This window comes from Streptomyces sp. NPDC029836 (assembly GCF_055574495.1).
Genome location: NZ_JBVHZI010000002.1, coordinates 89,797 through 115,626, shown reverse-complemented (window position 1 = coordinate 115,626; position 25,830 = coordinate 89,797). Strand labels below are relative to the sequence as shown.

Here is a 25,830-nt window from a genome sequence, read left to right as displayed (position 1 = left end):
GACTCAGTCCTCCGTGGGGGCGAGGCGCTTGAGCTCCGCCTCGGTCGACTTCAGCAGGTCGTTCCAGGCGTCCGCGAACTTCTCGACGCCTTCGTCCTCGAGCAGCTGCACCACATCGTCGTACGAGATGCCGAGCTTCGCGACCGCGTCGAGTTCGGTGCGGGACTGCTCGTAGGCGCCGCGGATGGTGTCGCCGGAGACCTCGCCGTGGTCGGCGGTGGCCTCCAGGGTGGCCTCGGGCATGGTGTTCACGGTGCCGGGCGCGACCAGGTCCACCACGTACAGGGTGTCCTTGTAGGCCGGGTCCTTGACGCCGGTCGAGGCCCACAGCGGACGCTGCTTGTTGGCCTGCGCCTTGTCCAGGGCCGCCCAGCGCTCGCCGCCGAACACCTCCTCGAAGGCCTCGTAGGCCAGACGGGCGTTGGCGAGGGCCGCCTTGCCCTTCAGGGCCTTGGCCTCGTCGGTGCCGATGCCGTCCAGACGCTTGTCGATCTCACTGTCCACGCGGGACACGAAGAACGACGCGACCGAGTGGATCTTGGAGAGGTCCAGGCCCGCGGCCTTCGCCTTCTCCAGCCCCGCCAGGTAGGCGTCCATCACGGCGCGGTAGCGCTCCAGCGAGAAGATCAGCGTCACGTTGACGCTGATGCCCTTGCCGATGACCTCGGTGATCGCCGGCAGGCCGGCCTCGGTCGCCGGGATCTTGATCAGGGTGTTCGGGCGGTCCACCAGCCAGGCGAGCTGCTTGGCCTCGGCGATGGTCGCCGTGGTGTTGTGCGCCAGGCGCGGGTCGACCTCGATCGACACGCGGCCGTCCTGGCCCTCGGTCCGGTCGTAGACCGGCCGCAGGATGTCGGCGGCGTCACGGACGTCCACCGTCGTGATCATGCGGATGGCCTCGTCGACGGTGACCTTGCGGGCGGCGAGGTCCGCGAGCTGCTGCTCGTAGCCGTCACCGCTGCTGATGGCCTTCTGGAAGATCGACGGGTTGGTGGTGACACCGACCACGTGCTGCTGGTCAATCAGCTCGGCGAGGTTGCCGGACGTGATGCGCTTGCGGGACAGGTCGTCCAGCCAGATCGCCACGCCCTCGTCGGAGAGGCGCTTGAGTGCGTCTGTCATGGGAATTGCATCTCCTACTGGTTCTCGTACCGGTTTCAGCGCGCGTCGGCGGCGTTGAGGGAGTCCTTGGCGGCGGCGGTCACGGCCTCGGCGGTCAGGCCGAACTCGCGGAACAGGAGGGCTCCGTCGGCCGAGGCACCGAAGTGCTCCAGCGACACGATCCGGCCCGCGTCGCCGACGTAACGGTGCCAGGTCAGGCCGATGCCCGCCTCGACTGCCACTCGCGCCTTGACGGACGGGGTCAGGACGCTGTCCTTGTACTCCTGGTCCTGCTCCTCGAACCACTCGACGCACGGCATCGAGACGACCCGGGTCGGGATGCCCTCGGCCTGCAGCGCCTCGCGCGCGGCGACGGCGAGCTGGACCTCGGAGCCGGTGCCGATCAGCAGCACCTGCGCGGGGCCGCCCTCGGCCTCGAAGAGGACGTAGCCGCCCTTGGCCGTGTCCTCGTTCGCCGGGTACGTCGGTACACCCTGGCGGGTGAGGGCGAGGCCGTGCGGGGCGCCCTTGCCGTACACCTTGGTGTGACGCTTGAGGATCTGGCGCCAGGCGATGGCGGTCTCGTTCGCGTCGGCCGGACGGACCACGTTCAGGCCCGGGATGGCGCGCAGCGCGGCGACGTGTTCGACCGGCTGGTGGGTCGGACCGTCCTCGCCGAGGCCGATCGAGTCGTGCGTCCAGACGTACGTCACGGGCAGGTGCATCAGCGCGGACAGCCGGACCGCGTTGCGCATGTAGTCGGAGAACACCAGGAAGGTGCCGCCGTAGACGCGGGTGTGGCCGTGCAGGGCGATGCCGTTCATGGCCGCGGCCATGGCGTGCTCGCGGATGCCGAAGTGGATGGTGCGGCCGTACGGGTCGGCCTCCGGCAGCGGGTTGCCCACCGGCAGGAACGAGGAGTTCTTGTCGATGGTCGTGTTGTTGGAGCCGGCCAGGTCGGCCGAGCCGCCCCACAGCTCCGGGATGACCGCGCCGAGCGCTTCGAGGACCTTGCCGGAGGCGGCGCGGGTGGCGACGCCCTTGCCGGGCTCGAAGGCGGGGAGCTTGTCCTCCCAGCCCGCGGGCAGCTCGTTGGCCTCGATGCGGTCGAAGGACGCGGCGCGCTCCGGGTTGGCGGTGCGCCAGGCGGAGAAGTCCTTCTCCCAGGCGGCGCGGGCCTCACGGCCGCGCTCGCCGAGCGCGCGGGTGTGGGCGATGACCTCGTCGGAGACCTCGAAGGTCCGCTCCGGGTCGAAGCCGAGCACGCGCTTGGTCGCGGCGACCTCGTCGTTGCCGAGCGCCGAGCCGTGCGCGGCCTCGGTGCCCTGGGCGTGCGGGGCCGGCCAGGCGATGATCGAGCGGGCGGCGATGAAGGAGGGGCGGTCCTTCTCGGCCTTGGCGGCCTCGAAGGCGGCGTACAGCGCCTTGGGGTCCAGGTCGCCGTTCTCCTGCGCGGCGACGCGCTGGACGTGCCAGCCGTAGGCCTCGTACCGCTTGAGGGTGTCCTCGGAGACGGCCGTCTCCGTGTCGCCCTCGATGGAGATGTGGTTGTCGTCCCAGAGCAGCACCAGGTTGCCGAGCTTCTGGTGTCCGGCCAGGGCCGACGCCTCGTGGGAGATGCCCTCCTGGAGGCAGCCGTCGCCCGCGATCGCGTAGACCATGTGGTCGAACGGGGAGGTGCCCGCCGGGGCCTCCGGGTCGAACAGACCGCGCTCGTAGCGGGCGGCCATGGCCATGCCCACCGCGTTCGCGATGCCCTGGCCCAGCGGACCGGTGGTGGTCTCGACGGCCGCCGTGTGGCCGTACTCCGGGTGACCGGGGGTCTTGGAACCCCAGGTGCGGAACGCCTTGAGGTCGTCCAGCTCCAGGCCGAAGCCACCGAGGTAGAGCTGGGTGTAGAGGGTCAGGGACGAGTGCCCCGCGGAGAGCACGAAGCGGTCACGACCGACCCACTGGGGGTCAGCAGGGTCGTGCCGCATGACCTTCTGGAACAGGGTGTACGCGGCGGGAGCCAGGCTCATCGCGGTACCGGGGTGGCCGTTCCCGACCTTCTGGACCGCGTCGGCGGCCAGGATGCGGGCGGTGTCGACGGCCCGCTGGTCCAGTTCGGTCCACTCGAGCTCTGTGGTGGTCGGCTTGGTGCTCACCGTTGGTCAGGGCTCCTCTCCACATGTTGTTTTCCCGGTGACGAACGGTGCCACCGGCGCGATTCCGAGCCTACCCCCGCCAGGGCGTGCGGCTATTCGAGTGCCGGTAGTGCGTCGCCGGGTCGGCGTCCGCTGTTCATCCGGGATCTCGCCTACCCCGGTCCGATCGGCTCAACACGAGGCGACCCCCGCGCGGGGCGACGCAAGAGCAACGTCTAGAGTGGCGTGGTACGCGCAAGCCTTTACCGGACCTTCATGTCATGGAGGGGCCGAGTCGGAGCTTGCTGGATTCTCTCTCAGGGGTGTGCGTGACGGCCGTCGAATCCCGTCCAGCGGGGGTGCTCGGGACGAGCCCCGGTCACCGGCCGTTCGGGGCCCGGGCCATGGCATTCGTGGCACTGACGAAGCCGCGGATCATCGAGCTGCTGCTCATCACGACGGTGCCGGTCATGTTCCTCGCGGAACAGGGTGTGCCGTCGTTGTGGCTGGTCCTCGCGACCTGCTTCGGCGGTTACCTGTCCGCGGGCGGCGCGAACGCGCTGAACATGTACATCGACCGTGACATCGACGCGCTGATGGACCGCACGTCGCAGCGGCCGCTGGTGACCGGCATGGTGAGCCCGCGCGAGTGCCTGGTCTTCGGCATCTCCCTCGGGGTGATCTCCACCCTGTTCTTCGGTCTCCTCATCAACTGGCTGTCGGCCGCCCTCGCGCTGGGCGCGCTCCTCTTCTACGTCGTCGTCTACACGATGCTGTTGAAGCGGCGCACCTCGCAGAACATCGTGTGGGGCGGGATCGCCGGCTGCATGCCGGTGCTCATCGGCTGGTCGGCGGTGAAGAACGAGGTCTCCTGGGCCGCGATCATCCTCTTCCTGGTCATCTTCTTCTGGACGCCGCCGCACTACTGGCCGCTGTCGATGAAGGTGAAGGACGACTACGCCCGGGTCGGCGTGCCGATGCTGCCGGTCGTGGCCGGCAACCAGGTGGTCGCCCGCCAGATCGTCCTCTACAGCTGGGTCATGGTGGGCGTCTCGCTCCTGCTGACCCCGCTGGACTACACCGGCTGGTTCTACACGACGGTCGCGCTGCTGGCCGGCGGCTGGTGGCTGTGGGAGGCGCACGCGCTGCACGCCCGGGCCAAGTCCGGGCTGACGGGCGCGAAGCTCAAGGAGATGCGGCTGTTCCACTGGTCGATCACCTACGTCTCGCTCCTGTTCGTCGCCGTGGCCGTGGATCCCTTCCTCCGCTGACGCTTCCTCCGCCCGTTACCCGCCGGTAGCATGCCCTGCATGGCAGAGACCGCGGACACCGCAGACACCGTAGACAAGAAGCAGGACCGTACGGCGGCGAAGCTGGCCCGTCAGATCGGCGCGTTCGCCAAGGAGCACGGCGGCGCCGAGGGCCAGCTCGCGCACATCGGCCAGGCCGGCACCCGGATCGTCCTGGTGGGCACCGACGGCGGCTGGGGCGACCTCGTCGCCCCGACCTACGAGGTGGCCCGGCTGGCGGCGGAGAAGTCCGGCCTGACCTTCGCGGACGAGTTCGACGGGGAGCTGGCCGCCCGGGTGCGGACGGGCCCGTACGAGTGGTCCCGGATGGCCGGCCTCCAGCTCGGCGGCCCCGCCAACCCGAAGGCCTGACCGGCGCGGCGGCGCACCGCGAAAATGCGCCCGGGGCAACACCTCATGCCCCGCTCACCCGTTAGGACGTGTGGAAGCCGCTTCCTCACGTCCGCAACGGGATGCCCGGATGATCGAAACGCCGCCCTTGGTGGACCAGTACTGCCACGGGGTGCTCCGTACGGAGCTGGGCCTCGGCACCTTCGAGGCCGCACTGGTCCCGTCGGCCGGCCCGCCCGCCGCGGGCACCACCCTCTTCGACACCCAGACCGGCTTCGCGGTGCGCCGCTGGTGTCCGCCACTGCTGGGGCTCGAACCGCACTGCGCGCCCGCCCGCTACCTGGCGCGGCGCCGGGAGCTGGGCGTCGCCGAGGCCGGGCGCAGGCTGCTGCGGGGGGCGGGCGTCGGGGCGTACCTCGTGGACACGGGCCTGCCGGGCGACCTCACCGGCCCCAAGGAGCTGGCCCTGGCCGGGGACGCGCCGACCTACGAGGTGGTCCGGCTGGAGTTACTGGCCCAGCAGGTCGCCGACACCTCGGGGACCGTGGCCGCCTTCCTGGCCAACCTGTCCGGGGCCGTCCACCACGCCGCCGCGGGCGCCGTCGCCTTCGGCTGCGGGGCCGCCGCGGTCGCGGCCGCCGGCGAGGCCGAGCCGCCGGGCCCCGGTGAGGTGCGCGGGGCGGCCGGGCGGTGGCTCGCCGACCGGCGCAGGGGCGGCGCCGTACGGGATCCGGTCCTGCTGCGGCACCTGCTGTGGAGCGCGGTCGCTTCGGGGCTGCCGCTGCAACTGCACGTCGGTGGAGCCGCTCCGGAGCCGCTGACCGGGTTCGTCCGGGCCGCCGCGGGGCCGGGTACGCGGCTGGTCCTGCTGGGCAGCTACCCGCACCACCGGCAGGCGGCCCGGCTCGCGGCGGCCCATCCGCACGTGTACGTCGACCTCGGCCCGGGCCCGGCGCGTACGGGGGCCCGGACGGCGGCCGTACTGGCGGAGCTGCTGGAACTCGCGCCGTTCGGGAAGTTGCTGTTCTCCAGCGGGGGTCGAGAGCTTCCCGAGCTGCACGCGGTGGGCGCCCTGGTGTTCCGCGAGGCGTTGGGCCGGGTCCTGGGCGGCTGGGCCGCCGACGGGTCCTGGTCGAGGCGGGACGCGGACCGGGTCGCGGGGATGCTCGCGGCGGGCAACGCCCGGCGGGTCTACCGGTTGGACGAGCGGGGCTGAACCGCCCCGCCCGCCGCACCGGGAACCGTCAGACGGTCGAGAGCCGCGGGTCGCCCTGAACGGGGACCTCCGTGTGGACGGCGGGGCGCTCGCGCAGGGAGAGGGCCACCCGCAGGACCGCGATCCACACCAGACAGGAGCCGAACATGTGGGCGGCGACGAGCACCTCGGGCAGCTCCGTGAAGAACTGCACGTAGCCGATGGCGCCCTGGGCGAGCAGCACGACCAGCAGGTCGCGGGCCCGGGCCCGGGTGTCGGTGGGGGCGTCCACGACGCGCAGCACCAGCCACATCGCGACGGCGAGCGCGCAGACCAGCCAGGCGGCGATGGCGTGGACGTGGGCGGTGGTGGCCCAGTCGAACGGCATGCGCGGGACCTCGCTGCTGTCGCCGGCGTGCGGACCGGACCCGGTCACCACGGTGCCCGCGGCGATCAGGACGAACGTGGTGGTGACCAGGACCCAGGAGAGCCCGCGCACCGGAGCGGGCACCCGGGGCTTGGGGGCGCCGTCACCCTCGCGGGCGCGCTGCCAGGTGAGCGTCGTCACGGTGATCAGCGCGGTGGCGAGCAGGAAGTGCCCGGCCACGCTCCACGGGTTGAGCTTGGTGTGGACGGTGATCCCGCCGAGCACGGCGTTGCCGCACACGACCCAGAACTGGGCCCAGCCGAGCTTGGTCAGGGACCGGCGCCACGGCTTGGCGCACCGGGCGGCCAGGATGCACCAGCCGACGGCGGCGCTGACCACGTAGGTCAGCATCCGGTTGCCGAACTCGATGGCGCCGTGGATGCCCTGGGCCTGAGTGGTGATCAGGCTGTCGTCGGTGCACTTGGGCCAGGTGTCGCAGCCGAGACCGGATCCGGTCAGCCGCACCGCCCCGCCGGTGATGACGATGACGACGGTCATGACGAGGGCGGCGAGCGCGGCTCGCTGGACGATCCGGGGTGAGGGGGTCCAGCGGGCGGCGAGGTAGGCGAAGGGATTGAGCACGGACCTATCGTAGGCCGCGCCTTGTGCAAAGTTTCACGAGGGGGTGGGTGCCGTCGCGTCCGGGCCGACGACCAGGCGGAACCGGGCGCCGGCCGGGTCGCCCTCGGCGTGCCACCACACGCGCACGCACCAGAGGCCGCTGTCGCCGGGGTAGTCCGGCGACTCCCGGAAGCCGCGGACCAGTTCACCCGCTACGTCCTCCGCCGTCCGATTGCGCACGTCTGCCCCGTCGCGCCAGGGATGTCCCTGTACGTTCCACAGTCCGTCGGCGCCGCGCACGTCGACGCGCCACACGGCCCGCCAAGGCGTGACCTCCAGCATCGTGGAGACCTGGTCGGCCTCCAGCCCCAGCCGGGCGGCGATCTCGGGGGCGGGCACCCCCTGGATCCGGGCGGCCACCACGGCCTGCGGCAACAGCCGTTCGGGCAGCAGCCCGTCGGCGCGCAGCCCGGCGAGGGAGTCGAAGGCGAGGAAACGCAGCCGCAGTTCCAGTTGCCGCCCGACGTGGTCCAGGGCCTCCTCGGCCTCCTGCGTCTCCTCCGGGCCGGGCGCGGCGAGCAGCAGGCTGCGGAACCCGGCCTCGGCGTCCACCGCCCAGGCGACCGCGTCCGCGGCGAAGCCCAGCTCGGCGAGCCGGTCGCCGAGGAAGACCTTGGCCTGGGCGAGCCCCCGACGGTTGACCGGGTCGTGCTGGTCGAGGCCGGCCCACACCTCGACGGCGGCCCGGGTCAGGTCGCGGGCGCGTTCGCCGGCCGCCCGTTCCATCGCGCTGGGGCCGTACTCGGAGCCGGTGCCGAGCGGGTGGCGCGGCAGGCGGTCCGCGTCGCTCAGCGGCCAGGCCAGCCAGACGCCCTGGTTGATCAGACCCCGGGCGTACCACCGGGCGTACTCCGGCGCGTGTTCGGCGGCCTGCTGTCCGTGGTGCAGCCCCTCCTCGATGGCGGCCAGGGCCCCGGCCCGGTCGCCGGCCGCGAAGCGGCGCGCGGCGAGGTCACCGAGGCGCAGCCCGAGCCGGGCGGCGCACTCGGCGTCCGTCCGGGCGGGCTCGCGGAGCGCGCCGATGAGTTCGCCCAGCAGCCGCTCGCTCTCGGCGGGGTCCGCCTGCGCGGCGCCGGACCGGATCCGCGCCCACTGTTCGTCCAGCCGCAGAACGGCTTCCCGCTGCGCCATGCCCGCCCCCGGCATCCTGGTCGTGCGTCGCCCCGCCGTGCGTCGCTGATGTGTGGAGGCGCTCATCCTCCTGCCAGGCCAACGTCCAGGGGAAGGGATTCACTCCCAGCGGAAGGTGCGGGCGGCCGCGCCGAGACCGAGGACGGCCCAGCCGGCCAGCACCGCGGCATCCGTCCAGGGCAGCGCGGCCCCGTGCTGGAGCACCTCGCGCAGCCCGTCGGAGAGGGCGGAGATGGGGAGCAGTTCGAGGACGGACTGGACGGCTCCGGGGAACTTGTCGAGCGGGACGATCACGCCGCCGCCGACGAGCAGCAGCAGGAACACCAGGTTCGCGGCGGCCAGCGTCGCCTCGGCCTTGAGGGTGCCGGCCATCAGCAGGCCGAGGCCGGAGAAGGCGGCCGTGCCCAGCAGGACCAGGGCGGCCACCGCGAGCGGGTTGCCGTGCGGGGACCAGCCCAGGGCGAAGGCGATCACCGTCAGCAGCGCGATCTGGAGCACCTCGGTGACCAGCACCGACAGGGTCTTGGCGGCCATCAGGGCCCAGCGGGGCAGCGGGGAGGCGCCGAGCCGCTTGAGGATCCCGTAGCGGCGGTCGAAGCCGGTGGCGATGGCCTGGCCGGTGAAGGCGGTGGACATCACGGCGAGGGCGAGGATGCCGGGGGCCAGGAAGTCGACGGACTTCTCGGCGCCGCCCCCTCGAATGGGCACAGTGATGATGTCCACCGAGGAGAAGAGGGTCAGCAACAGCGCCGGGATGATCACGGTGAGCAGCAGCTGTTCGCCGTTGCGCAGCAGCATCCGGGTCTCCAGCGCGGTCTGCGCCAGGATCATCCGGGACACCGGCGCGGCTCCCGGCCGGGGGGTGAACGTACCGACGCTCATGAACGCGGCTCCTTGCCGGTCGGTTCCAGGCCGTGCTGTCCCGGGGGGCGACCCCCGGACCCCCGGCGGGGATCCGTGTCGATCGGGGTCATCAGCGCAGCTCCTTGCCGGTCAGTTCCAGGAAGACGTCTTCGAGGGTGTGCCGTTCCACCGAGAGGCTGCTCGGCATCACCCCGTGCTGGGCGCACCAGGAGGCGACGGTGGCCAGCAGCTGGGGGTCCACGTCGCCGGTGACCCGGTAGGAGCCGGCCGTCAGCTCGGCGGCCCGGGTGCCGTCGGGCAGGGCCTTGAGCAGCGAGGCCAGGTCGAGGGAGGGGCGGCCGGTGAAGCGCAGGGTGTTCTCGGCGCCGCCCCGGCACAGCTGTTCGGGGCTGCCGTGGGCGATGACCCGGCCCGCGTCCACGATGGCGACCTCGTCGGCGAGCTGCTCGGCCTCGTCCATGTGGTGGGTGGTGAGGACGACGGTGACCCCGTCGGCCCGCAGTTCCCGTACGAGTTCCCAGGTCGCGCGGCGGGCCTGGGGGTCGAGGCCGGCGGTCGGCTCGTCCAGGAAGACCAGCTCGGGGCGGCCCACCACGGCCATCGCGAGCGCGAGGCGCTGCTGCTGGCCTCCGGACAGGCGCCGGTAGGGGGTGCGGCCGCAGCCGCCGAGGCCGAGGCGCTCGACCAGGACGTCGACGTCGAGGGGGTGCGCGTACAGCCGGGACACGTGGCGGAGCATCTCGACGGCGCGGGCGCCGGAGTAGACCCCGCCGGACTGGAGCATGACGCCGATCCGGGGGCGCAGGGCCTCCGCGCGGGTGACGGGGTCGAGGCCGAGGACGCGGACGGTGCCCGCGTCGGGGCGGACGTAGCCCTCGCAGGTCTCCACGGTCGTCGTCTTGCCCGCGCCGTTGGGGCCGAGGACCGCGGTGACCGAGGCGCCGGGAACGGTGAGGTCCAGGCCGTCCACCGCTGTTTTGGGGCCGTACCGCTTCACCAGTCCGCGGATCTCCACGGCGGGGTCGTTGCTCATGGGGGTCGAGTCTACGGAGCGCGGCCGGGTCCTCGGTCCTGGGGGCGCCGGGGTCGGGGGCCCTGCGGTCGGTGACCTTTTCGGGCGCTCGGGGGCGGGCCGGCGCCCTGGCGTTGAGTGGTGAACAGCATCGCTCAGAACGTCGAGGCCACCTCCGGGCAGGCCGCGCACAAGGCCCACGACCTGGGACATCCGCCGCGGGACCTGTGCGCGTCCTGGGGGCTGTCGCTGGCGGGGAACCTCGCCGGCGCGTTCGCGTTCGGGGCGATGGTGCACGCCTCCGGGGTGACGTCCTCGCCGTCCGCGCGGGCGATGCTGACCGGGATGGTCCACGCGAAGACGGAACTGGGCGGGGGTCAGCTGTTCTGGCGCGCGGTGCTCTGCAACATGCTCGTCTGCCTGGCGATCTGGATGTTCACCCGGGCCCGCGGGGACGCGGCGAAGATCTTCGTCCTGTGGCTGCCCGTGGCCGTTTTCGTGGCCGTCGGATTCGAACACTGCGTCGCGAACACGGCTCTTTTCAGCTTGGCGATCCTGGATGGCCCAGTCGGTTTCGGTGAGCTTCTCCGGAACCTGATGTTCACCGTTCCGGGGAACATCGTGGGCGGAGGCTTGCTGGTGGGAGCCGTTTATTGGTTCACCGGTGGTGCTCACCGAGAGCGCGGATCCCTGGGGTCCGATTAACTCTCCGTAGAGAAATTAGGTAACCCTTAGTGATGGATGCCACCAGGAGTGGCGTCCATCACGGCTTGTCGTCGCTCGGTTAATTACGCAACAATGGCGTTGTGAAATACGGCGAACGGATGATCGAGACCCCCCAGGGGGAACTCGTGACCGGGGAGCGGTCAACCCGCAACCGGGTCGCGCGCTCCATCCTGGACCACGGTCCGTCCACCGTCGCCGACCTCGCCCAGCGTCTGGGCCTCACCCAGGCCGCCGTGCGACGCCACCTCGACGCGCTCGTCGCCGACGACGTGGTCGAACCCCGTGAGCAGCGTGTGTACGGTGCGCGCACCCGGGGTCGACCCGCCAAGGTCTTCGCGCTCACCGACTGCGGCCGCGACGCCTTCGACCAGTCCTACGACGCGCTCGCCGCGGACGCCCTGCGCTGGATCGCGCGGGCCGCCGGCGGCGGGGAGCCGGGGGAGGCGGCCGTCGCCGCCTTCGCCAGGGCGCGGATGGAGGCGCAGGCGGAGCCCTACCGGGAAGCCGTCGAGGCGGCCGCCCCCGCGGACCGCGCCGAGGCCCTCGCCAAGGCGTTGACCGGGGACGGGTACGCTGCTACGGCGAAGAGCGCTCCCGGTCCGCACAGCGGTGAACAGCTCTGTCAGCACCACTGCCCGGTCGCACACGTTGCCGAGCAGTTCCCGCAGCTCTGCGAGGCGGAGACCGAGGTCTTCTCCCGCCTGCTCGGGACGCATGTGCAGCGCCTCGCCACGATCGCCCACGGCGACGGGGTGTGCACGACGTTCATTCCGCGAAGCGCCACACAGACCGACACATCAGTATCTTCAAGTACGGCCGGGAGGAACCCCGCATGACCACGGAGACTGCTCACCCTGAGCTCGATGGCCTGGGCACCTACGAATACGGCTGGGCCGACTCCGACGCGGCCGGCGCCGCTGCCAAGCGGGGCCTGTCCGAGGACGTCGTCCGAGACATCTCGGCGAAGAAGTCCGAGCCGGAGTGGATGCTGAACCTCCGCCTCAAGGGCCTCAAGCTGTTCGGCAAGAAGCCCATGCCCAACTGGGGTTCCGACCTCTCGGGCATCGACTTCGACAACATCAAGTACTTCGTGCGTTCCACCGAGAAGCAGGCCGCTTCCTGGGAGGACCTGCCCGAGGACATCAAGAACACGTACGACAAGCTCGGCATCCCCGAGGCCGAGAAGCAGCGCCTCGTCGCGGGTGTCGCGGCCCAGTACGAGTCCGAGGTCGTCTACCACCAGATCCGCGAGGACCTGGAGGAGCAGGGCGTCATCTTCCTCGACACGGACACCGCGCTCAAGGAGCACCCGGAGCTCTTCCAGGAGTACTTCGGCACGGTCATCCCGGTCGGCGACAACAAATTCGCGTCGCTGAACACCGCGGTGTGGTCCGGCGGCTCCTTCATCTACGTCCCCAAGGGCGTGAAGGTCGACATTCCGCTCCAGGCCTACTTCCGTATCAACACGGAGAACATGGGCCAGTTCGAGCGGACGCTGATCATCGTCGACGAGGACGCCTACGTCCACTACGTCGAGGGCTGCACCGCCCCGATCTACTCCTCGGACTCGCTGCACAGCGCCGTGGTCGAGATCATCGTGAAGAAGGGCGGCCGCTGCCGCTACACGACGATCCAGAACTGGTCGAACAACGTCTACAACCTGGTCACCAAGCGCGCCGTGGCGTACGAGGGCGCGACCATGGAGTGGGTCGACGGCAACATCGGTTCCAAGGTCACCATGAAGTACCCGGCGGTCTACCTGATGGGCGAGCACGCCAAGGGCGAGACCCTGTCCATCGCCTTCGCGGGCGAGGGCCAGCACCAGGACGCCGGCTCCAAGATGGTCCACATGGCGCCGTACACCTCCTCCAACATCGTCTCCAAGTCGGTGGCGCGCGGCGGTGGCCGTACCTCCTACCGAGGTCTGGTGGAGATCGGCGAGGGCGCCCACGGCTCCAAGTCGAACGTGCTCTGCGACGCGCTGCTGGTCGACACCATCTCCCGCTCGGACACGTACCCGTACGTGGACGTCCGCGAGGACGACGTGTCGATGGGCCACGAGGCGACCGTCTCCAAGGTCTCCGACGACCAGCTCTTCTACCTGATGAGCCGCGGTCTGACCGAGTTCGAGGCCATGGCCATGATCGTGCGCGGCTTCGTCGAGCCGATCGCGCGCGAGCTGCCGATGGAGTACGCCCTGGAGCTGAACCGGCTTATCGAGCTGCAGATGGAGGGGTCGGTCGGTTAGTCCCGACCGCCCGACCGCCCGCAGACATTCTTTGACGTAGGAAAGAGAGCACGAAGACAGCCATGGCTGAGGCTCAGAACATTCCGGCCGGTTCCACCACCGCCGGCGCGATCGCGGTGGCCGCCGAGTCCACCGTCGCCACCCGGATGAGCGCGCCCCCGTCCTTCGACGTGGCCGACTTCCCGGTTCCGCACGGCCGCGAGGAGGAGTGGCGGTTCACCCCGCTCGCCCGCCTCAAGGGCCTGCACGACGGCACCGCGGTCGCCAACGGCACCATGAAGGCACAGATCGACGCGCCCGAGGGCGTCACGATCGAATCCGTCGAGCGTGGCGACGCCCGCATCGGCAAGGCCGGCGCCCCCGTGGACCGGGTCGCCGCCCAGGCGTTCTCGTCCTTCGCCAAGGCCACGGTCGTCACCGTGCCCAAGGAGCTGGTGCTCACCGAGCCCGTGCGCGTTTCGCTGCACGGCGAGGGCGGCACCACCTTCGGCCACACCGTGTTCGACGTCCAGGCCTTCGCCGAGGCCGTCATCGTCATCGACCACACCGGTGACGGCGTGCGCGCCGCCAACGTCGACTTCCTCGTCGGCGACGGCGCGAAGCTGACCGTCGTATCGGTGCAGGACTGGGACGACACCGCCGTCCACGTCTCCCAGCACAACGCGCTGATCGGCCGCGAAGCGACGTTCAAGTCGATCGTGGTCACCTTCGGCGGCGACCTCGTCCGCCTGCACCCCCGCGTGAACTACGCGGGCCCCGGCGGCGAGGCCGAGCTCTTCGGCCTGTACTTCACGGACGCCGGTCAGCACCAGGAGCACCGCCTCCTGGTCGACCACAAGGCCCCGCACTGCAAGTCGAACGTCGTCTACAAGGGTGCGCTCCAGGGTCAGGACGCCCACGCGGTCTGGATCGGTGACGTGCTCATCGAGAAGACCGCCGAGGGCACCGACACCTACGAGATGAACCGCAACCTCGTCCTGACGGACGGCGCGCGGGTCGACTCGGTGCCGAACCTGGAGATCGAGACCGGCGAGATCGTCGGCGCCGGCCACGCCTCCGCGACCGGCCGCTTCGACGACGAGCAGCTCTTCTACCTCCAGTCCCGCGGCATCCCGGCCGACACGGCCCGCCGCCTGGTCGTGCGCGGCTTCTTCGGCGAGCTCGTCCAGCAGATCGGTGTCCCCGACATCGAGGAGCGCCTGCTCGCGAAGATCGAAACCGAGCTGCAGGCGTCCGTCTGATGACCTACGTCAAGGCCTGTGCGCTGAGCGAGCTGGAAGAGGACGCCCCCAAGCGGGTCGAGCTCGACGGCACGCCGGTGTCCATCGTCTCCACCGGGGGCGAGGTGTTCGCGATCAACGACATCTGCTCGCACGCGAACGTCTCGCTCTCGGAGGGCGAGGTCGAGGACTGCATGATCGAGTGCTGGTTGCACGGGTCGGCCTTCGACCTGCGCACCGGAAAGCCGTCCGGTCTGCCCGCGACGCGCCCCGTACCCGTATACCCCGTAAAGATCGAAGGGGGCAACGTCCTTGTCGACGTACGCGCCTCCCTCACCCAGGAGTCCTGAGGTATCCATGGCAACGCTTGAAATCCACGACCTGCACGTCTCCGTCGAGGCCGAGAACGCCGCCCGCGAGATCCTCAAGGGCGTCAACCTCACCATCAAGCAGGGTGAGACGCACGCCATCATGGGTCCGAACGGCTCCGGCAAGTCCACCCTCGCGTACGCGCTCGCGGGCCACCCGAAGTACACGATCACCAGTGGCACCGTGACCCTCGACGGCGAAGACGTCCTGGAGATGTCCGTCGACGAGCGCGCCCGCGCCGGCGTCTTCCTCGCCATGCAGTACCCGGTCGAGATCCCCGGCGTCTCGGTCTCCAACTTCCTGCGCACCTCGGCCACCGCCATCCGCGGCGAGGCGCCGAAGCTGCGTACCTGGGTGAAGGAGGTCAAGTCCGCGATGGAGCAGCTCCAGATGGACCCGGCCTTCGCCGAGCGCAACGTCAACGAGGGCTTCTCCGGCGGCGAGAAGAAGCGCCACGAGATCCTCCAGCTGGAGCTCCTGAAGCCGAAGATCGCGATCCTCGACGAGACCGACTCCGGCCTCGACGTCGACGCCCTGCGCCAGGTCTCCGAGGGCGTCAACCGCGTCCGCGACACGGGCGAGGTCGGCACCCTGCTGATCACGCACTACACGCGGATCCTCCGCTACATCAAGCCCGACTTCGTCCACGTCTTCTCCGAGGGCCGCATCGTCGAGTCCGGCGGCGCCGAGCTCGCCGACAAGCTGGAGGCCGAAGGCTACGAGTCGTACAGCACGAAGGGTGGCGCGACCGCGTGACACAGCTGCCTGGCCTCCTCGACATCGAGGCGATCCGCAAGGACTTCCCCCTTCTGGATCGTGTGGTCCACGATGGGAAGAAGATCGTTTACCTGGACAACGCGGCGACTTCGCAGAAGCCGCGCCAGGTGCTCGACGCGCTGAACGAGTACTACGAGCAGCACAACGCCAACGTCCACCGCGGCGTGCACGTGCTCGCCGAGGAGGCCACGGCGCTGTACGAGGGCGCTCGCGACAAGGTCGCCGCCTTCATCAACGCACCGAGCCGCAACGAGGTGATCTTCACCAAGAACGCCTCGGAGTCGCTCAACCTCGTCGCGAACATGCTCGGCTGGGCCGACGAGCCCTACCGGGTCGACCAGGACACCGAGATCGCCATCACGGAGATGGAGCACCACTCCAACATCGTCCCGTGGCAGCTGCTCTCGCAGCGCACCGGCGCGAAGCTGAAGTGGTTCGGCCTCACCGACGACGGCCGGCTCGACCTGTCCAACATCGAAGAGGTCATCACGGAGAAGACGAAGATCGTCTCCTTCACGCTGGTCTCCAACATCATGGGCACGGTCAACCCGGTCGACGCGATCGTCCGGCGCGCGCAGGAGGTCGGCGCGCTGGTGCTGATCGACGCCTCGCAGGCCGCTCCGCACATGCCGCTGGACGTGCAGGCCCTCGGCGCCGACTTCGTCGCCTTCACCGGCCACAAGATGTGCGGCCCGACCGGCATCGGCGTCCTGTGGGGCCGCCAGGAGCTGCTGGAGGACCTGCCCCCGTTCCTCGGTGGCGGCGAGATGATCGAGACCGTGTCGATGCACTCGTCGACGTACGCCCCGGCGCCCCACAAGTTCGAGGCGGGTACGCCCCCGATCGCCCAGGCCGTCGGCCTCGGTGCGGCCGTGGACTACCTGACCGCGATCGGCATGGACAAGATCGCCGCGCACGAGCACGCGATCACGGAGTACGCGGTCAAGCGCCTCCTGGAGGTGCCCGACCTGCGGATCATCGGCCCCACCACGGCCGAGGACCGCGGCGCCGCGATCTCCTTCACGCTCGGGGACATCCACCCGCACGACGTCGGCCAGGTGCTCGACGAGCAGGGCATCGCCGTCCGCGTGGGACACCACTGCGCGCGTCCGGTCTGCCTGCGGTACGGAATTCCCGCGACGACGCGGGCGTCTTTCTACCTGTACTCCTCTCCCGCCGAGGTCGACGCGCTGATCGACGGGCTGGAGCACGTACGGAACTTCTTCGGATGACGACGAGTCGGACGACAAGAGGCTGACGAGGACGCTGTGAAGCTGGATTCGATGTACCAGGAACTGATCCTGGACCACTACAAGCACCCGCACGGGCGTGGCCTGCGCGACGGCGACGCCGAGGTGCACCACGTCAATCCGACGTGTGGGGACGAGATCACGCTGCGCGTGAAGTACGACGGGCAGACGCTCACCGACGTCTCCTACGAGGGCCAGGGCTGTTCCATCAGCCAGGCGAGCGCCTCCGTACTGAACGAGCTGCTCGTCGGCAAGGAGCTGGCGGACGCGCAGAAGATCCAGGCCGTGTTCCTGGAGCTGATGCAGTCCAAGGGCCAGATCGAGCCCGACGAGGCCATGGAGGAGGTGCTGGAGGACGCGGTCGCGTTCGTCGGCGTCTCCAAGTATCCGGCGCGCGTGAAGTGTGCTCTGCTGAGCTGGATGGCGTGGAAGGACGCGACCGCCCAGGCACTGGGCGACGCGGAGAGGAAGACGGCATGACCGAGAACGCGACGCCCGAGGCGTCGATCAAGCCGGCCAGCGAGGAAGAGGTCCGTGAGGCCCTCTACGACGTGGTCGACCCCGAGCTGGGCATCGACGTCGTCAACCTGGGCCTGATCTACGGCATCCACGTCGACGACGCGAACATCGCGACCCTCGACATGACGTTGACCTCGGCGGCCTGCCCGCTGACCGACGTCATCGAGGACCAGGCGAAGTCGGCGACGGAGGGCATCGTCAACGAGCTCCGCATCAACTGGGTCTGGATGCCGCCGTGGGGCCCGGACAAGATCACGGACGACGGCCGTGAGCAGCTGCGCGCGCTCGGCTTCAACGTCTGAGCGACGGACACCGGAGGGGCCCCCGGCACGGTCGTGCCGGGGGTCCTTCCTGTTCTCCGGGCGGGGGGCCCGCGGGCGGGGCGACGTTCTCCGGGGCAGCGTTCTCCGGGCGGACGGGCGCCGTGCACCGGGAGTTCGCCGCAGTCGCCGAACCTTCTCGACGGCCGTCACTCGGTGACGCCGCACACGAGAGGAACACCTGTGACCCTTCGCCTTGCACCGGGACGCCGCCGGGGTACCGCCGGAGCCGCCGGCGCCGCGGCCCTGCTCCTCGCCGGGCTCACCGCGCCCGCGTCCGCGCACGCCGCGAGCGGGCCCGCGCGGGATTGGGCCGCCCCGACGATCGCGCTGTCCGCGACGCACCTGAGCGGCGCGGTGGGCGCCTTCGGCGACCCGGCCGTCACGGTGGACGTGGAGCAGCAGGGCATCCCGGCCGGCTTCCTGCGGCTGCGGGTCGTCTCCTCCAGCAACCCGGCCGTCGCGCGCGTCGGCGACGTACGGCAGGTGCGCGAGCGGAACGGCGAGCGCCGGCTCACGGTGAGCGCCCGGGGACAGGGCTACACCGACCTGACCCTGGAGGTCACCGGGCGCGGCGGGAAGACCGCCACCGCGACCCTCTCCTACGCCGCCTCGGCGCGGACCGCGGACGCGGCCGGCACCCGCTACCTCACCGGCTCCTCGGACGCCTCGGCGGCGGTGGACGTGGGCGGCGGGCACGCCCTGGTCGCCGACGACGAGTCCAACGTGCTGCGGCTGTACGACCGCGCCCGCTCGGGCGGGCCCGTGAAGAGCTGGGACCTCGGCCCGGCCCTGGGCTGGAAGAAGGAGGCCGACATCGAGGGCGCCGCCCGGGTCGGAGACACCGTCTACTGGACGGGCTCGCTCGGCAACAACAAGGACGGCAAGTACAAGGCCGAACGGAACACGGTGTTCACCACCCGGATCACGGGTTCCGGCGCGGCGACCGAGATCACCTTCCGCGCCGCCCACAAGGGCCTGCGCGAGGACCTGGTCGCCTGGGACGCGGCGAACGGCAACCGCTACGGCTTCGCCGCCGGGACGGCCGCCGGTGAGGTGCCCAAGCAGATCGACGGGTTCAACGTCGAGGGGCTGGAGTTCGCCCCGGGCTCCAGGACCACCGCCTACCTTGGCTTCCGGGCGCCGCTGGCCCCGGCGGTACCCGGCGGCAAGGCACTGGTCGTGCCCGTCACCAACATCGACAAGGTCGTGGCGGAGGGCGCCGAGGCCGTGTTCGGCCGGCCGATCGAGATGGACCTGGGCGGGCTCGCGGTGCGCGACATCCGCAAGAACGCCGCCGACCAGTACCTGATCCTGGCCGGTTCCTGGGCGGCCGACGACAACTCCGACCCGTACGCCCTCTACCAGTGGGACGGGATCGCGGGCCACGCCCCGAAGAAGCGCGCCGACCTGCCGACCGGCGACCCGGGCGGCTGGGAGGCCGTGGTGAACGTTCCCGACCTGCGGTGGCGCGGCGCCCGCGTCCAGCTGATCACCGACAGCGGCGCCGCCGACCTGTACGGGGACGGGACCGAGGCCAAGGACCTGGACCACCCGGAGTGGAAGAAGTCCCGGTCCGCCTGGTTCACCCTGCGCTGACCGGGGTCCACCTCGCGCTCGGGCGCGAGTGTCCATATGTACGGCCGTACGCATCGATGTGTACTCTTGTACGCATGCCCTACGTACTGCTTGCCGCGGCGATCGCCGCCGAGGTGGCCGGCACCACCGCCATGAAGTACAGCGACGGATTCACCCGGCTGTGGCCCTCCCTGGGCACGGTGCTGGGTTACCTCATCGCGTTCACCCTGCTCGCCCAGACACTGAAGTCCATGTCGGTGGGTACCGCGTACGCGATCTGGGCGGGTGTCGGCACCGCGGCCATCGCCGCGATCGGCATGGTGTTCATGGGGGAGGCGGCCACCGCTGCGAAGATCGCCGGGATCGGGCTGATCATCGGCGGCGTCGTCCTGCTGAACCTCGGCGGGGCGGCGCACTGATGCCCACCGCAACGCGCCGCTACGACCCGGACCGCCGGCAGCGCATCATCGACGCCGCGATCCGCGTCGTGGCGGACCGGGGCATCGCCGGGCTGAGCCACCGCAGCGCGGCGGCCGAGGCGGACGTACCGCTTGGCTCGACGACCTATCACTTCAAGACCCTGGACGACCTGTTGGTCGCCGCCCTGCGGCAGGCGAACGCCGGGTTCGTCCTGGTGCCCGACGTACGGGACGGGGACCTCGCGGGCGCGCTCGCCCGCCTGCTCGGCGAGCTGCTCACGGCCGACCGGGGGCGGGCGGAGCTGGAGTACGAGCTCTACCTCGCCGCCCTGCGCCGGCCCGTGCTGCGGCCGATCGCGGCGCAGTGGTGCGAGGCGTTCGCGGCCACCCTGGCGGAACACACCGATCCGGTGACCGCGCGGGCACTGGTGGCGGTGTTCGACGGGATCTGCCTCCAGGTCCTGCTGACCGACGTCCCGTACGACGAGACGTACGCCCGCGAGGTCCTCTCCCGGGTGCTGGGCGGGGCCTGAGGTCCCCGGCCCGAAGGCTCAGGCCGCTCCGCGGACCGCGGTCAGGGCCGCCGCCACGCTCGCCTCGATGTCCCGGACCGGGTAGAACACCTCGCGCACCGTCCGGTCCCGGTCCACCACCAGCGTCAGCCGCTTGATCCGGGTCATCCCCGCCGCGCGGAACGTCGGCAGCCGCAGCGCCGTCACCAGATCGAGCCCCGCGTCCGACAGGAGTGGGAAGCGCAGCTGCTCCTTCTCCGCGAACTCCTTCTGCTCGTCGGGGCGTTGGGTCGAGACCCCGTGCACGGTGGCGCCGGCCGCGGTGAACTCCGCGAGCTGGTCGCGGAACGTGCACGACTCCAGGGTGCAGCCCGGCGCCCCGGGGATCCCCGCCCAGCCGGGCGGGTAGGACTCCGCCCGGGCGTACGCGCCCGGGAAGCAGTACAGGACGGTGAAGGGCGTGTCCGCGACCGGGTCGCGGAGCTCGCCGAACCGGTCCGGCAGCAGCAATTCGGGCAACCGGGTGCCGCGCAGCGCGTGGACCCGTACCGCTTCCTTCGAGGATTCCCCCGCAGTGGCCGTCATCTCTCCCTCTCCCAGGACCCAGGTGTCACCCCAGTCCTGGAGGGCCACCAGGACGGGCAGCAGCCCCCGCCCGCGCGGGGTCAGCCGGTACTCGTGCCGCACCGGGCGTTCCTGGTACGGCTCGCGCGTCAGCACCCCGGCCTCGACCAGCATCTTCAGCCGCTCGGTGAGCACCTTGCGGGACATGCCGAGTTCGCGCTGGAGCTCGTCGAAGCGGTGCAGGCCGCGCGCGGTGTCGCGCACGATCAGCAGCGTCCACCAGTCGCCCACGACGTCGAGGGCCTGCGCGATGGAACAGTCCGCCTCGCCGAGGTGCGTGCGCTGGGCCATGGATACTCCTTCGTCCGTTGACCCCAGGCTGTCATGCTGTCATAGTCCGTTCCCAAAGGGAACTTACAAGGGTTGAAGGACGGGGGCGCGGTGTGCTGAAGGGGTTCAAGGACGTACCGAGGGTCGTGTGGCTGCTGGCCGCGGGGGTGTTCGTCAACGCCGTCGTCAGCTTCACGTTCGTCTTCGTCTTCCTCTACCTGACCGGCCCGCGCGGCCTCGGCGCCGCCGAGGCGGGCGTCGTCACCGGCATCGGGGGCATCGGCCTGGTCGCCGGCAACTTCACCGGCGGCTGGTACGGCGACCGCTTCGGCCACCGCCGCGTCCTGCTCGCCGCCTCCACCCTCGGCGGCCTGACCCTGATGGCCTTCCCGCTGCTCACCACCCCGTTGCTGTACGCGGCCCTGCCGCTGGCGCAGTACGCCTCCGGTGTGGTCCGCGCGGCCAACGCGGCCCTGGTGGCCGTCACCGTCCCCGACGGGAACCGCCGACAGGCGTTCGCCGTCGTACGGTGCGCGGCCAATGGTGGCTTCACCCTCGGGCCGCCCCTGGGCGCCCTGGTCGCGAGCGGCCTCTCGTACGAGTGGCTCTTCGTCGGCGACGGCCTCGGCACCCTCTTCTTCGCCCTGTGGACCGCCCGGGCCGTACCCGCCCGGGGCGCCGCCCGCGAGGGCGCCGCGGCCCCGGACGGGGGGCCGGGCCGCGGCGTCCTCGCGGAGCTACGGGCCCGCCCCGCCGTGCCGGCGTTGCTCGCGGCGATCCTGGTGGTGGACGTGGTCTACCGGCAGCAGTACTTCACCTTCCCCGTCTTCCTTGCCGACCACGGCCTCGACGTCCGCGCGTTCGGCCTGGTCATCGCCCTGAACGGGGCCGTCGTCCTGCTCTTGGAACTGCCCGCCGCCGTGGCCCTGCGCCACCGGCCGCCGCTCGCGGTCATCGGAACCGGCCTCGTCCTCGTCGGGGCCGGGTACGCGGCACTCATCGGGGGCGCCGGGCCGGTGAGCGCCGTCACGATGATGGTGCTGCTGAGTTTCGGCGAGATCCTCTACAAGACCACCGCCACCGCCTACGTCGCCGACCAGGCCCCCGACCACGTCATCGGCCGGTTCCAGAGCCTGTACGCGGGGGTCTCGGTCAGCGGGGTCGTCATCGGGCCCGTCGCGGGCGGAGTGCTCTACACGGCTGCCCCGGGGCTGTTGTGGCCGCTGTGCGCGGCGCTGGCTGCCGGGGCGGGCGCGGCCGTCATCGCCCTCTCGCTGCGACAGGCCCGACGCGCCGCGCGACCGTCACATGAGACCGGTTCGCGACCGCGGGCCGTCGCCGGTTAGGTTTCGGGCATGACTGCTACGCGTACCACCGGCGCCGTCGCCGCCGGACTTGCCACCCTCACCGCCGACGGCACCGTCCTCGACACCTGGTTCCCCGCCCCCGAGCTGTCCGCCGAGCCGGGCCCGGCCGGAACCGAGCGCCTCACCGCCGAGCAGGCCGTGGAACTCCTCGGCGCCGCCGCGGCCAAGGCCATCCGCTCGGACGCCGTCCGCGGCGTCGAGGTCGTAGCCGTCCGCACCGTCATCGCCTCCCTGGACGACAAGCCGCTCGACGCGCACGACGCGTACCTGCGCCTGCACCTGCTGAGCCACCGCCTGGTCAAGCCGCACGGCCAGAACCTGGACGGCGTCTTCGGCCTGCTGACCAACGTCGCCTGGACCTCGCTGGGCCCGGTCGCCGTCGACCAGGTCGAGACCGTCCGCCTGAACGCCCGCGCCGAGGGCCTGCACCTCCAGGTCACCTCGATCGACAAGTTCCCCCGGATGACCGACTACGTCGCCCCCAAGGGCGTGCGCATCGCCGACGCGGACCGGGTCCGCCTCGGCGCGCACCTCGCCGAGGGCACCACCGTCATGCACGAGGGCTTCGTCAACTTCAACGCCGGCACCCTCGGCACGTCCATGGTCGAGGGCCGCATCTCCGCGGGCGTCGTCGTCGGCGACGGCTCCGACATCGGCGGCGGCGCGTCCACGATGGGCACCCTCTCTGGCGGCGGCAAGCAGATCATCTCGATCGGCGAGCGCACCCTGGTCGGCGCCGAGGCGGGCATCGGCATCGCGCTGGGCGACGAGTGCGTCGTCGAGGCGGGCCTGTACGTGACCGCGGGCACCCGCGTCACCCTGCCGGACGGCCAGATCGTCAAGGCCCTGGAGCTCTCCGGCGCCGACAACATCCTCTTCCGCCGCAACTCGGTCACCGGCGCCGTCGAGGCCCGCCCGTACAAGGCGGCCTGGGGCGGCCTCAACGAGGTCCTGCACAGCCACAACTGACCCGCGCGGGCCGGTACGAACGGCGCCCCCCACCCGACGGGTGGGGGGCGCCGTCGCGCGTGGCCCGGTGCTTTTGCGGTGCTCCGGCGCTTCGGTGTCAGCGCGGCGCGATCGTGCGGATCAGGCCCGCGAAGGCCTGCTGCTCGGCCTCCGTCAACTCCACCGACTCCATCGGGTGCCCCTGGGGGCCGCGTTGGGCCGGGATGATCGGCAGGCCCTCGTACGCGGCCGGCTCGGGGTGGTGGAAACGGCTGTCCCACAGCATGTGGCCGAGGCCGACGATCCAGACCAGCGCGGCCACGAACAGCACCGCGAGGCCGATTTCCTGGGCGGGCGAGATGGAGGGGAACACGCGGTCCTCCGCGGGGTGCGAGCGGGACGAGCCGGTACGAACACGGGTCAAAGATCGGGCGTGCGGATACTCAACCACCACAACCGGCCCATTCGGGAGAGATGTGGCGAGCGTCACGCCAGGGTCGAAAGTCCCTACTTGTCCGGTCGTGCCCGCGCAACCGCCCCGACCCGACGGCCCCGGCCGCGGCCGGAAACGGGGCGGGGGGCCCGGGCGGGACGGCGCCCGGGCCCCCCGCGGTCCGCGGGTGTTACGGGCGGAAGCGCAGCACCTGCGGGTCGTGGTCGCTGTTCTGCGCCGCGAACTCCGCGTTGATGTGGACGCTGTCGTACGTGAAGGTCTTGATCGCCGGGCTGGTCAGGATCTGGTCCAGCACCTGCGCGTTGCCCTGGTACACGTAGGAGTACCGTTCCGCCTTCGGCAGCGACTTGATCGCCGGGTACAGCGCGCCGCCGTCGGCGAGCGCCTCGGTCGTGGCCGAGAACTCGAAGTCGTTGATGTCACCGAGGACGAGCACGTTGGCGTTCTTCTGGACCGCCAGGACGTCCTTGACGAAACCGTTCACCGCCTGGGCCTGGAGCAGTCGCTTGGCCTCCGAGGAGCGCACCGGCGGCTGGTGGTGCGAGGTCAGGCCCTCGTCGCCGCCCTTCGAGCCGAAGTGGTTGGCGATCACGATGACCGGCTTGCCCTTGAAGGAGAACTCGCCCGCGAGCGGCTTGCGGCTGTCGGCCCACGCCGGGTTCGCCGGATCGACGCGACCGGGGGAGCGGGTCAGCGCGGCCTTGCCGTTCACCGAGGTCACGCCGGTCGCCGTCACCGCGTCGCCCGGGGCGCGCTCGGTGAAGGAGACCCGCGCCGGGTTGAAGAGGAACACCTGGCGGATGTTGCCGCCGGGCTCGCCGCCGTCCTTGTTGTTCTCCGGGTCGACGGTCCGCCACTGGTAGGCCGGGCCGCCGGCCGCCGCGATCGCCGCCGTGAACTTCGTCAGCGTCTGCTCGGCCGAGACGACGCCGTCGTTCTTGGCGCCGTTGTCGTCCTGGATCTCCTCCAGGGCCAGGATGTCCGGGGAGGCCAGGTTCTCCACGACCGCCTTGGCCAGCGCGTCGAACTTCTCCTGCGGGTCGCTCGGGTCGAGGTTCTCCACGTTGTACGTGGCCACCGCGAGCTCGTTCGCCGCCTGCGCCTTGGTCTTCTCGGGGGCGAGGGTGCCCGCCTTCACGGTGCCCAGGGTGCGGGCCACCAGCGTGTAGCCGCCGAACTGGTTGAAGTCCAGGGGGCCCTCGGTGGTGCCGGTCAGCTTGTCGCCGACGTTGGCGACCGGGAAGGGCTGCTGTGCGACGGGCGCGAGCTGCTGGATCTGGAGGCGGCCGGTGTTCTGGGACTCGTACGAGCCGTAGACCGTCCCGCCGCGCTTGGCGGCGTTCTCCCAGCCCTTCACCGTGACCCACAGCTCGGAGTACGGGTCGGTGGCGCCGACGACACGGGAGGTGCCGATCTTGACGTTCATACCCTCCAGCGACTCGTAGAAGTCGAGCGCGTAGCGCGAGGGCTCCAGGGCCAGGCCGTTGATGCTGCCACCGGCGGCGGTGTCGCCGGCCGGGGCGTACTCGGCGGGGACCGTGTACTCGTTGATGGCGGTGGCCTGGGGCAGCGCGTTGCCCGAGGAGACCACGGTGACCGTCGGCTTCGAGATCTGGGTGGCCGACTGGTTGCCGGAGTTGACGCCACCGGGGACGTACTCGCCGACCGTGCCCGAGACCTTGACCGCGTCGCCGACCGCGACGGTCGGGACCGAACTGGTGAAGACGAAGACGCCCTCGCTGGTCGCGGCGTCGTCGTCGGCGTCGGCGGACTGGATCCAGAAGCCGCGCGAACCGTACGTGCGCACGCCCGTGACGATGCCCTCGACGTCGGCGACGGCCTTGCCGTTGAGCGGGGATATCCGGGTCGTGCCCTGGATGTCGTGAATGCGTATCGGATCGGCGGACACGGCGCCTTCGGCCGCGTCGGCGGTACCGACGAGCAGGCCGGTGGCCAGCGCGGTGGCGACGAGGGCCGCGACGGCGGCGGAACGGGGATGCGAGGAGCGCATGGGCGGGAACTCCGGTGTGTGGAGGAGGTGGAGGGTGAACCCTGAGGGTCCCGATACATCTACGCGCGTCAATTTCCTGGGTGACCATCGACGTTGTCAAG

26 protein-coding genes are annotated in these 25,830 nt (G+C 71.0%); 17 read left to right on the top strand and 9 right to left on the bottom strand.

The window, feature by feature from the left end:
- Positions 1-3: 3 nt before the first annotated feature.
- On the bottom strand, positions 4-1,122 hold the full coding sequence (gene tal / locus ACZ4XJ_RS06310) for a transaldolase (RefSeq protein ID WP_362878186.1): 1,119 nt from the start codon (positions 1,120-1,122) through the stop codon (positions 4-6).
- 35 nt (positions 1,123-1,157) lie between these two features.
- Positions 1,158-3,248, bottom strand: a complete 2,091-nt coding sequence (tkt, locus tag ACZ4XJ_RS06305; protein ID WP_468495505.1) for a transketolase — start codon at positions 3,246-3,248, stop codon at positions 1,158-1,160.
- A 308-nt stretch (positions 3,249-3,556) separates the two neighbouring features.
- On the opposite strand from tkt, the gene ACZ4XJ_RS06300 reads away from it, so the two are divergent.
- The 3 genes from ACZ4XJ_RS06300 (at position 3,557) to ACZ4XJ_RS06290 (ending at position 6,083) form a co-directional block, all read left to right on the top strand.
- The gene (locus ACZ4XJ_RS06300) at positions 3,557-4,498 is read left to right on the top strand and encodes a heme o synthase (RefSeq protein WP_362878182.1); all 942 of its coding nucleotides are present in this window, start codon (positions 3,557-3,559) and stop codon (positions 4,496-4,498) included.
- A gap of 39 nt (positions 4,499-4,537) precedes the next feature.
- The gene (locus ACZ4XJ_RS06295; protein ID WP_362878180.1) at positions 4,538-4,888 is read left to right on the top strand and encodes a hypothetical protein; all 351 of its coding nucleotides are present in this window, start codon (positions 4,538-4,540) and stop codon (positions 4,886-4,888) included.
- A gap of 109 nt (positions 4,889-4,997) precedes the next feature.
- Positions 4,998-6,083, top strand: a complete 1,086-nt coding sequence (locus ACZ4XJ_RS06290) for an amidohydrolase family protein (RefSeq protein WP_468495504.1) — start codon at positions 4,998-5,000, stop codon at positions 6,081-6,083.
- 28 nt (positions 6,084-6,111) lie between these two features.
- On the opposite strand, the gene ACZ4XJ_RS06285 is transcribed toward ACZ4XJ_RS06290, so the two are convergent.
- The 4 genes from ACZ4XJ_RS06285 to ACZ4XJ_RS06270 all read right to left on the bottom strand — a co-directional run bounded on the left by ACZ4XJ_RS06285 (position 6,112) and on the right by ACZ4XJ_RS06270 (position 10,138).
- The gene (locus ACZ4XJ_RS06285) at positions 6,112-7,071 is read right to left on the bottom strand and encodes a COX15/CtaA family protein (RefSeq protein WP_362878176.1); all 960 of its coding nucleotides are present in this window, start codon (positions 7,069-7,071) and stop codon (positions 6,112-6,114) included.
- A 33-nt stretch (positions 7,072-7,104) separates the two neighbouring features.
- A complete protein-coding gene (locus ACZ4XJ_RS06280; RefSeq protein WP_468495503.1) occupies positions 7,105-8,241 on the bottom strand; it encodes a hypothetical protein in 1,137 nt (378 codons plus the stop codon).
- A 99-nt stretch (positions 8,242-8,340) separates the two neighbouring features.
- Entirely contained in the window at positions 8,341-9,123 is a 783-nt protein-coding gene (locus tag ACZ4XJ_RS06275) for an ABC transporter permease (protein WP_362878172.1), read from the bottom strand.
- A gap of 91 nt (positions 9,124-9,214) precedes the next feature.
- Positions 9,215-10,138 carry an ABC transporter ATP-binding protein gene (locus tag ACZ4XJ_RS06270; RefSeq protein ID WP_362878170.1) on the bottom strand — a complete coding sequence of 308 codons (924 nt, stop codon included), beginning with the start codon at positions 10,136-10,138 and terminating at the stop codon, positions 9,215-9,217.
- 120 nt (positions 10,139-10,258) lie between these two features.
- Between ACZ4XJ_RS06270 and ACZ4XJ_RS06265 the strand changes: the two genes are divergently transcribed.
- The 12 genes from ACZ4XJ_RS06265 (at position 10,259) to ACZ4XJ_RS06210 (ending at position 20,076) form a co-directional block, all read left to right on the top strand.
- Positions 10,259-10,822, top strand: a complete 564-nt coding sequence (locus tag ACZ4XJ_RS06265) for a formate/nitrite transporter family protein (protein ID WP_468495502.1) — start codon at positions 10,259-10,261, stop codon at positions 10,820-10,822.
- Positions 10,823-10,941: 119 nt separating this feature from the next.
- Positions 10,942-11,679 carry a helix-turn-helix transcriptional regulator gene (locus ACZ4XJ_RS06260; protein ID WP_468495501.1) on the top strand — a complete coding sequence of 246 codons (738 nt, stop codon included), beginning with the start codon at positions 10,942-10,944 and terminating at the stop codon, positions 11,677-11,679.
- On the top strand, positions 11,676-13,091 hold the full coding sequence (sufB, locus tag ACZ4XJ_RS06255; protein WP_362878166.1) for a Fe-S cluster assembly protein SufB: 1,416 nt from the start codon (positions 11,676-11,678) through the stop codon (positions 13,089-13,091). Before ACZ4XJ_RS06260 ends, sufB begins: the two co-directional genes overlap by 4 nt.
- A gap of 62 nt (positions 13,092-13,153) precedes the next feature.
- Positions 13,154-14,332, top strand: coding sequence for a Fe-S cluster assembly protein SufD (gene sufD, locus ACZ4XJ_RS06250; RefSeq protein WP_468495500.1), 1,179 nt, complete (start codon positions 13,154-13,156; stop codon positions 14,330-14,332).
- Entirely contained in the window at positions 14,332-14,661 is a 330-nt protein-coding gene (locus ACZ4XJ_RS06245; protein WP_362878162.1) for a bifunctional 3-phenylpropionate/cinnamic acid dioxygenase ferredoxin subunit, read from the top strand. Before sufD ends, ACZ4XJ_RS06245 begins: the two co-directional genes overlap by 1 nt.
- 7 nt (positions 14,662-14,668) lie before the next feature.
- On the top strand, positions 14,669-15,436 hold the full coding sequence (gene sufC, locus ACZ4XJ_RS06240; protein ID WP_362878160.1) for a Fe-S cluster assembly ATPase SufC: 768 nt from the start codon (positions 14,669-14,671) through the stop codon (positions 15,434-15,436).
- A complete protein-coding gene (locus ACZ4XJ_RS06235; protein WP_362878159.1) occupies positions 15,433-16,689 on the top strand; it encodes a cysteine desulfurase in 1,257 nt (418 codons plus the stop codon). The genes sufC and ACZ4XJ_RS06235 overlap by 4 nt, the downstream gene beginning before the upstream one ends.
- Positions 16,690-16,725: 36 nt before the next feature.
- Positions 16,726-17,187 carry a Fe-S cluster assembly sulfur transfer protein SufU gene (gene sufU / locus ACZ4XJ_RS06230; RefSeq protein ID WP_362878157.1) on the top strand — a complete coding sequence of 154 codons (462 nt, stop codon included), beginning with the start codon at positions 16,726-16,728 and terminating at the stop codon, positions 17,185-17,187.
- Positions 17,184-17,528, top strand: a complete 345-nt coding sequence (locus ACZ4XJ_RS06225) for a metal-sulfur cluster assembly factor (RefSeq protein ID WP_053681645.1) — start codon at positions 17,184-17,186, stop codon at positions 17,526-17,528. Before sufU ends, ACZ4XJ_RS06225 begins: the two co-directional genes overlap by 4 nt.
- Before the next feature lie 201 nt (positions 17,529-17,729).
- Positions 17,730-19,145 carry a DUF3616 domain-containing protein gene (locus ACZ4XJ_RS06220; protein ID WP_468495499.1) on the top strand — a complete coding sequence of 472 codons (1,416 nt, stop codon included), beginning with the start codon at positions 17,730-17,732 and terminating at the stop codon, positions 19,143-19,145.
- Positions 19,146-19,219: 74 nt separating this feature from the next.
- Positions 19,220-19,543 (top strand): DMT family transporter, encoded by a 324-nt coding sequence (locus tag ACZ4XJ_RS06215; RefSeq protein ID WP_362878156.1) that lies wholly within the window; start codon positions 19,220-19,222, stop codon positions 19,541-19,543.
- Positions 19,543-20,076 (top strand): TetR/AcrR family transcriptional regulator, encoded by a 534-nt coding sequence (locus ACZ4XJ_RS06210; protein ID WP_362878154.1) that lies wholly within the window; start codon positions 19,543-19,545, stop codon positions 20,074-20,076. Before ACZ4XJ_RS06215 ends, ACZ4XJ_RS06210 begins: the two co-directional genes overlap by 1 nt.
- An 18-nt stretch (positions 20,077-20,094) precedes the next feature.
- Here the strand turns inward: ACZ4XJ_RS06210 and ACZ4XJ_RS06205 are convergent, their stop codons facing one another.
- On the bottom strand, positions 20,095-20,970 hold the full coding sequence (locus tag ACZ4XJ_RS06205) for a winged helix-turn-helix transcriptional regulator (RefSeq protein WP_362878153.1): 876 nt from the start codon (positions 20,968-20,970) through the stop codon (positions 20,095-20,097).
- 95 nt (positions 20,971-21,065) lie between these two features.
- Between ACZ4XJ_RS06205 and ACZ4XJ_RS06200 the strand changes: the two genes are divergently transcribed.
- Both ACZ4XJ_RS06200 and dapD read left to right on the top strand, forming a co-directional pair.
- Positions 21,066-22,295, top strand: a complete 1,230-nt coding sequence (locus ACZ4XJ_RS06200) for an MFS transporter (RefSeq protein WP_468495919.1) — start codon at positions 21,066-21,068, stop codon at positions 22,293-22,295.
- A gap of 9 nt (positions 22,296-22,304) precedes the next feature.
- Complete coding sequence (dapD, locus tag ACZ4XJ_RS06195; RefSeq protein ID WP_362878151.1) at positions 22,305-23,285, top strand: 2,3,4,5-tetrahydropyridine-2,6-dicarboxylate N-succinyltransferase; 981 nt, start codon at positions 22,305-22,307, stop codon at positions 23,283-23,285.
- A gap of 97 nt (positions 23,286-23,382) precedes the next feature.
- Here the strand turns inward: dapD and ACZ4XJ_RS06190 are convergent, their stop codons facing one another.
- Complete coding sequence (locus tag ACZ4XJ_RS06190; RefSeq protein ID WP_362878149.1) at positions 23,383-23,637, bottom strand: hypothetical protein; 255 nt, start codon at positions 23,635-23,637, stop codon at positions 23,383-23,385.
- A gap of 250 nt (positions 23,638-23,887) precedes the next feature.
- Positions 23,888-25,729, bottom strand: a complete 1,842-nt coding sequence (locus tag ACZ4XJ_RS06185; RefSeq protein ID WP_468495498.1) for an endonuclease/exonuclease/phosphatase family protein — start codon at positions 25,727-25,729, stop codon at positions 23,888-23,890.
- Between the last annotated feature and the right edge of the window lie 101 nt (positions 25,730-25,830).